The sequence below is a fragment of the Hydrogenoanaerobacterium sp. genome (assembly GCF_032017025.1).
Classification (GTDB): Bacteria; Bacillota; Clostridia; order Oscillospirales; family Ruminococcaceae; genus Hydrogenoanaerobacterium.
This window is the reverse complement of record NZ_DALZQO010000024.1, coordinates 43,867-50,200: the sequence shown is the minus strand read 5'-3', so window position 1 is coordinate 50,200 and position 6,334 is coordinate 43,867. Positions and strand designations below refer to the sequence as shown.

The following is a 6,334-nucleotide window of genomic DNA, read 5'->3' as shown; positions in this document are numbered from 1 at the left end:
AAACCGTTGCCAAGGTGGGTTCCACCGGGCGCAGCACCGGAAACCATCTGCACTTCGAGGTGCGGGTGAACGGCGTGAAGCAGAATCCGAGAAATTATCTGCCATGAAAACAAAGAAGGGATGATTTTATGAATGAAAATATGATTCGTGTATTGAAGATTGAGCCGGGGCAGGCTCCCGCGGTCAAGGAGATTCCAAATGACCTTAAAAGCCTGCAGGCGGAGGTGGATGGCCTGATTGAATGCATCCGCTTTCCAAACGGCTGTGTTGCCGTCTGCAATGAGGAAGGCAAATTAAACGGAATGCCGCCCAACAGGCGGCTGGGCGCAGACATTATCTGCGGCCCGTTTTTTGTCTGCGACACCACCCGTGATGGGAATTTCACCTCGCTCGGCAAGAGTAAAATCGCGGAATACAGTCAGCTTTTTGCTGACATTCCCGAATTCACCGGGCAGGAGCCGGAGCTGGAACCCGGCTTCACATTTATTGGATTTGAGTATTAAGGAGGGCACTTAGATGAAAAAAGAAAGCATTACCGTTCAAATGGACGGAGAAAAGCTCCGTGCGGTAAAACGCTACATGGAGAAAAAGGACGCGGATCTCGCACAGGAACTCTGCGATTCCCTGCAAAAGTTGTATGAAAAATACGTTCCGTCTTCCGTCCGGGAATACATTGACGAGGGCTGCGAAGATGCTCCAGCCATCGCTCCGGCAAAAAAGCAGAAGGAAAAAGATAAGGCCGCTGCTGCCGCTGACGGCGCACAGGACAGGGCGGCGCATTAAGGCGCATGCCCGTCTCCCGGCGTTGCCCCCTGTTCGCCCCCGTGTGCCGCTTTGACAGGCGGGGGTGGCATCCATGCACCCATCCCGCCCCAAAACGCTGTGTGAGGGCTTTGGGACGAGCGTTTGGAAAAGGCGCTCTGCCCTCCAAATCTGGCAGCTCTCCACGGTCGAAAAAAGAGCAGGATAAAGGCGGGTGGTCGCAAGCGCCCTCCCGCCGCCCACTTCGCCCAGCAGTGCTGGGCGTTTTTCGCACTTCCCCATGAGGTGGTCGGATTACGGATTCGTCACAGCCAAGGTGGTCGGAATCCACGAAAACGTAAGGAAACAAAGGAATTTACACGGTCACCTCATAGGTGGACACCCATGAAAGGTCGGATTTCACATGAAAAATAACAAGGAACGGACAGCGGTTTGGCTGTACCCCGAAACCATGGAACGGCTGGACGGCTGGCTGCCAAAGGACAACTGCAAGAGCCGCAGCGAGTTTATTGAAAAAGCACTCAGCTTTTACATGGGCTACCTTGGAACGGAGGACATTTCCTCCTATCTTTCCAAGGCTTTGCTTGCATCCATTCAAGGCACACTGCAAAAGACCGAAAACCGGGTGGCAAATAATCTGTTTCGGCTTTCTGTGGAAATCAGCATGATGATGCATCTGCTGGCAACCACGCTGGAGATTACCGACGAGGAACTGCACCGCCTCCGTGGTCGGTGCGTTGCCGAGGTCAAACGGACCAGAGGTAAAATCCGCTTGGACGATGCGGTGGATTTCCAGAGCAGCCCTGAGACGGAAGAATAATGGCCCGCATCATTCTCAAGTGCCCCTACCTCAAAGGCGGGAAAAAGACTGCCGCCCATCTGAACAACCTCGTCAAGTATATTGCCACCCGTGACGGCGTAGAAAAAATGGAAGGCGGTCATAAGCTCTGGCACTCCACAAAAAAACAAAAGGATTTGATCGCACAGATACTCCGGGAATTTCCTGATGCCCGGGATTTATTTGAATATGAGGATTACCTCGAAAACCCCAACCGGGCAAATGCCTCCGAATTCATCACCATTGCATTGGAACAGAACCTTGATAAAATCAACGGCCGGGAAAAATATCTGGACTACATTGCGAACCGTCCCCGCGTCGAAAAGTTTGACAGCCACGGTCTGTTCACGGCCGGGAACGAGCCGCTGGTCTTATCGCAAGTTGCTGATGAAGTATCCGGCCACACCGGAAATGTGTGGACGCCGATTATTTCCCTCCGCCGTGAGGATGCCGCACGGCTGGGTTATGACAATGCCCCTGCATGGAAGGCTCTGCTTTCCGAAAAAGCCGTGGAGCTTGCGGAGAATTTAAAAATCCATCCTGACCATCTGAAATGGTACGCTGCCTTTCACAACGAGTCCCATCATCCCCATATCCACATGGTCTGCTACAGCACCGACCGGGGAGAGGGCTACCTCACAAAACAGGGCATCAAGAAAATGAAATCCTCTCTGGCAAATGAGATTTTTCGTCAGGAGCTCATTCCGCTCTATGGAGAAAAGGCCCAGCGGCGGGATGACCTGAAACAACAGGCTGCCGAGTCCATGCGGGAGCTGATCCATCAGATGAAAGGCTGTGTTTTACAAAGCGACCGCATGGAGCAGCTCATCACACACCTTGCCGAGCGTCTGCAATCTGTAGGCGGCAAAAAACAATATGGCTACCTCAAGGCAGGCCTTAAAAATGTAGTGGACGAAATTGTGGATGAGCTTGCCAAGGACAGCCGTGTCTCAGAAGCCTACCGCCTGTGGTGGGAAACCAGGGGCAGGATCGAATCCATCTACACGGAAACTCCATCCGAGCCGCCGCCCCTTTCCCGCTGTGATGATTTTAAGCCCATCCGCAACATGGTCATTCAGGAAGCCCTGCTGATTGGGACCATGACCTTTGAGGAACCGGCATCTATGGAAACAGCCTTGCCGGAGCCGGAGGATGATCTGGAGATGCCCCTCTCTGACATGGCGGATGAAGAAGATCAGGAACCGGCAGATGGTTTTGGGGAACGGTCCTCCAGCGATGAAGCCTCTGCCAGTAAGGAATCCTCCGACTCATGGTGGACGGATGGCTACAAACAGGCAAAGAAGTATTTGTACGGCGATGAGGATGCCGGGATTTTGCAGGATTTTGAAAAAGCCCATGAACTCTTCCTCATGGAAGCGGAGGCAGATAACCCTCTCGCCCTGTATGACCTGGGCAGAATGTCCGCGGATGGTCTTGGCTGCGAAGCGGACGCCGATGAAGCATATCGCTGGTACGAAAAGGCCCTTGCTGTTTTCCATACTGCCGAGGAAGAAAAACCTTGGAAGTACACCGAGTATCGTATCGGCAAAATGTATGCCGCCGGACTTGGCACAGAGCAGGACTATCTGCAGGCGGCGGATTGGCTCACCCTGTCTGCAGATGAGAATTACAAGTACGCGCAGTATTCCCTTGGCGGCCTGTATTACCATGGCAAAGGTGTGGATCAGGATCACGAATCTGCCTTCGCCCTCTACACCCGCTCGGCGGATCAGAGCTTTCCCTATGCCAGTTTTGAGCTTGGAAAAATGCTGCGGGACGGAATCGGCTGTGTGAAAAATCAGCAGGATTCTGACCGCCGCTTCAAGGAAGCCTTCCTCGGTTTTGTATCCCTGGAGGAACAGAGCCATGACGATAAGCTCCAATACCGGCTGGGCTGGATGCTTCTGAATGGCGTGGGTACAGACAAGGATGAAACCAGGGCAAAGGAATATTTTGAAAAGGCGGCGTCCGTGGGAAACCCCTTTGCCTGTTATCAGCTTGCCAAGCTCATCCTCTCCGATGAAAAGGCACAGCCGCAGGAAGTGGAGAAAGCCCTCGGCTATCTCAGGAAAGCGGTGGAGGCTGAGAATCCCTATGCCGCATATTTTCTCGGCAAGCTCTATGAAAAGGGGCAGCACGTTCCGCAAAATATCTCCGAGGCGGTACGGCTCTATACAATGTCGGCAGAACAGGACAATGACTTTGCCGCATACCGGCTCGGCAAGCTGTATCTTGGCGGTGACGGTGTGCTGAAGGATGTGGAGTCCGCCATTCGCTGGCTAACCTTTGCCGCCGACAGAAAGAACCAATTTGCTGAATATGCCCTCGGCGTCCTCTACTTCAAGGGGGAGGATGTTCCGAAGGATGTCCCCAAAGCTCTGGAATACCTGAAACGGTCTGCCGGTCAGGGTAATCAGTTTGCACAGTACCGGCTGGGCAAGATTTATCTTATGGGCGAGGATATGCCAAAGGATATTCAGACTGCCCTGCAATTTCTAACGGCTGCCGCTGAACAGGGAAATCAGTATGCGCAGTACACCCTCGGCAAGCTGTATCTGATGGGAAAGGATGTTCCGAAAGACAAGGAAACTGCTATCCGCTGGTTTACCTTATCGGCAGAGCAGGGCAACATTTACGCTCAGTTTTTCCTCAACCATATGGACGATTTCAAAGACCCCTCCGTCCTGCTGACGGGAACACGGCTCCTGCATCACATGAGCCGTGTTTTTGCGGACAACGCTCCGCCGCTGAAACCGCCCGGTCAGCGAACCGACCGCAAGCTCCTCCGCAAGCTTCGTGAGAAAAAGCAGGCGCAGGGCCATGCGAGGAATGACCATGAGCAGACCATGTCATTATAACGATTGGAGGATAACCGTGAAGAAACAGAAAAAGAAAATCAAGCAGCCACCCATCAAGGAAAAATTGCTTCAAAGCCATTGCCGTCCTGTGAAAAGGGCGGCTTTTTTTCATAGAATTGGCACTCGCCATAAATAGGAGGTGGACCATGGGTGTATATGTGCATTTTACGGATGACCAGAAATACCGTGCCAACAATGTGGACCTTGTGGACTTTCTCCAGCGGCAGGGTGAGAAGCTGATCCCCAGCGGTCGGGATAAGAGGCTGGAGTCCGACCATAGCATCACCGTCCGTGGGAACGAGTGGTACGATCACTCCGCAGAGAGCGGCGGGTATGCCATTGACTTCGTGCGGAGCTTCTACGGTCTCACCTTCCCCGAAGCCGTGACCATGCTGCTGGGCGGTGAGCAGGGCGAGGTCTACAGACCAGCCTCACAAAAGAAACAGGAGCCAAAACAGCCCTTTGCCCTCCCGAATCCTCACAGCGATATGCGCCGTGTCTATGCCTACTTGGTGAAAACCCGGCTCATCGACCGTGAGGTGGTCAATTACTTTGCCAGGGCAAAGCTCCTGTATGAGAGCTGCGAAAAATCCAAGGACGGTATGAAGGAATACCATAACGCCGTTTTTGTAGGATACGATGAGAACGGCGTTCCCCGCCATGCCCACAAGCGAGGGCTCTATACCGAGGGAACCGGCTTCAAGGGAAATGTGGATAGCTGCGATCCAAACTACAGCTTCCACCACATCGGCACAAGCAACCGTCTCTATGTGTTTGAGGCTCCCATCGACTTACTGTCCTATATCACCCTTCATCCCCAGGATTGGCAGGAACACAACTATGTGGCTCTCTGCGGTGTCGGTGGTCATGCGATGATATGGATGCTGGAGCAGCACCCACGGCTCCGACAGGTTTCGCTCTGTTTGGATAATGATGAAGCCGGGGACAAGGCAAGCGGGCGGCTGAAAAGTGAACTTGCAGAAAAAGGATATGTTTCTGAGCGGCTTATCTCACAGACAAAGGACTGGAATGACGATTTAACAGCGGCAGCACAGCAAAGGCATAGCGGCTTAGGGATGAAGATGGTGTAGGCAAAAAGGAGCGGTCAAGATTATTGACTGCTCCTACTTTTCTATAAGGTTTAATGAATAGACACACTAAGAAAGCCTGCTCTATTTATGCCCTCACACAAATAGAGATTTGTTGAAGGCCATCCTAATACTCCAGCAATCTGCCATAGTCGTTCCAATCTCCAAACATTTTATTCTGCTTAGAGTTTTCAATCAGCTTCTTGAGTCTTTTTTGGTAAACTTCTATATCCCTTTTCTTATCACGTTGGATGGAATCAATTCTAACCCGTTGATACAGCATCGGGCATTTCCGAAAGTATTCCCACGCAGGAGGAACTGCTTCAAACGCCCGCACTATATCATCATCAATGATAAACCCTGTATCCGACATATCAGGAAGTGCATCTTTTCCTGATGTTGTCATAAGTCCTAACTTTTCAAGCCTGCGGCATCTTTCTTTATTTAGTTCGGTCCATGGGCTTTTCTTCGCGCGGGGCATAAATTTCTGCATGGTAACACCATCTATTTTCTTATTTGTGGTGTCAATCCATCCAAAGCACAGAGCTTCTTCAACAGAATCCAAATACCAAATAGCGTCTTTGGGTTTTTCCTTACCACGTTTGGTAACTACCCAGCATTCGGTTTCTCTATTATGATTTTGAATGAGCCATTCTCTAAATTCTTCGCGGCTCTTAAAATCTAGCACATTTTTTTCGGCCATAATATTTCAAATGCCTCCTATTTGGCAAGTACTAATTGGCTTCTCACTCCGATAAATTTCTGTTCATGTAGCTCATTTGCTTTAT

Annotated in this window: 7 protein-coding genes; 6 read left to right on the top strand and 1 reads right to left on the bottom strand. The window is 51.4% G+C overall.

The genetic code is table 11. The features are described 5' to 3' along the window. The 6 genes from RTV33_RS13030 to RTV33_RS13005 all read left to right on the top strand — a co-directional run. Positions 1-107, top strand: a 107-nt coding sequence (locus tag RTV33_RS13030; protein ID WP_312644930.1) for a M23 family metallopeptidase, incomplete at its 5' end; no start/stop codon positions are given. Between the two features lie 21 nt (positions 108-128). Next, positions 129-503 (top strand): DUF3846 domain-containing protein, encoded by a 375-nt coding sequence (locus tag RTV33_RS13025; protein WP_109708939.1) that lies wholly within the window; start codon positions 129-131, stop codon positions 501-503. A 13-nt stretch (positions 504-516) separates the two neighbouring features. Further along, positions 517-783 (top strand): DUF6103 family protein, encoded by a 267-nt coding sequence (locus RTV33_RS13020; RefSeq protein ID WP_312644924.1) that lies wholly within the window; start codon positions 517-519, stop codon positions 781-783. Positions 784-1,165: 382 nt separating this feature from the next. Then, a complete protein-coding gene (locus RTV33_RS13015) occupies positions 1,166-1,582 on the top strand; it encodes a hypothetical protein (RefSeq protein ID WP_312644922.1) in 417 nt (138 codons plus the stop codon). Then, positions 1,582-4,458: a MobP3 family relaxase gene (gene mobP3, locus RTV33_RS13010; RefSeq protein WP_312644919.1), complete on the top strand. Its 2,877-nt coding sequence runs from the start codon at positions 1,582-1,584 to the stop codon at positions 4,456-4,458. Before RTV33_RS13015 ends, mobP3 begins: the two co-directional genes overlap by 1 nt. A gap of 146 nt (positions 4,459-4,604) precedes the next feature. Beyond that, entirely contained in the window at positions 4,605-5,549 is a 945-nt protein-coding gene (locus RTV33_RS13005; protein ID WP_312644918.1) for a DUF3991 and toprim domain-containing protein, read from the top strand. 124 nt (positions 5,550-5,673) lie between these two features. Here the strand turns inward: RTV33_RS13005 and RTV33_RS13000 are convergent, their stop codons facing one another. Further along, positions 5,674-6,249, bottom strand: coding sequence for a YdeI/OmpD-associated family protein (locus RTV33_RS13000; RefSeq protein WP_312644917.1), 576 nt, complete (start codon positions 6,247-6,249; stop codon positions 5,674-5,676). Positions 6,250-6,334 lie beyond the last annotated feature (85 nt).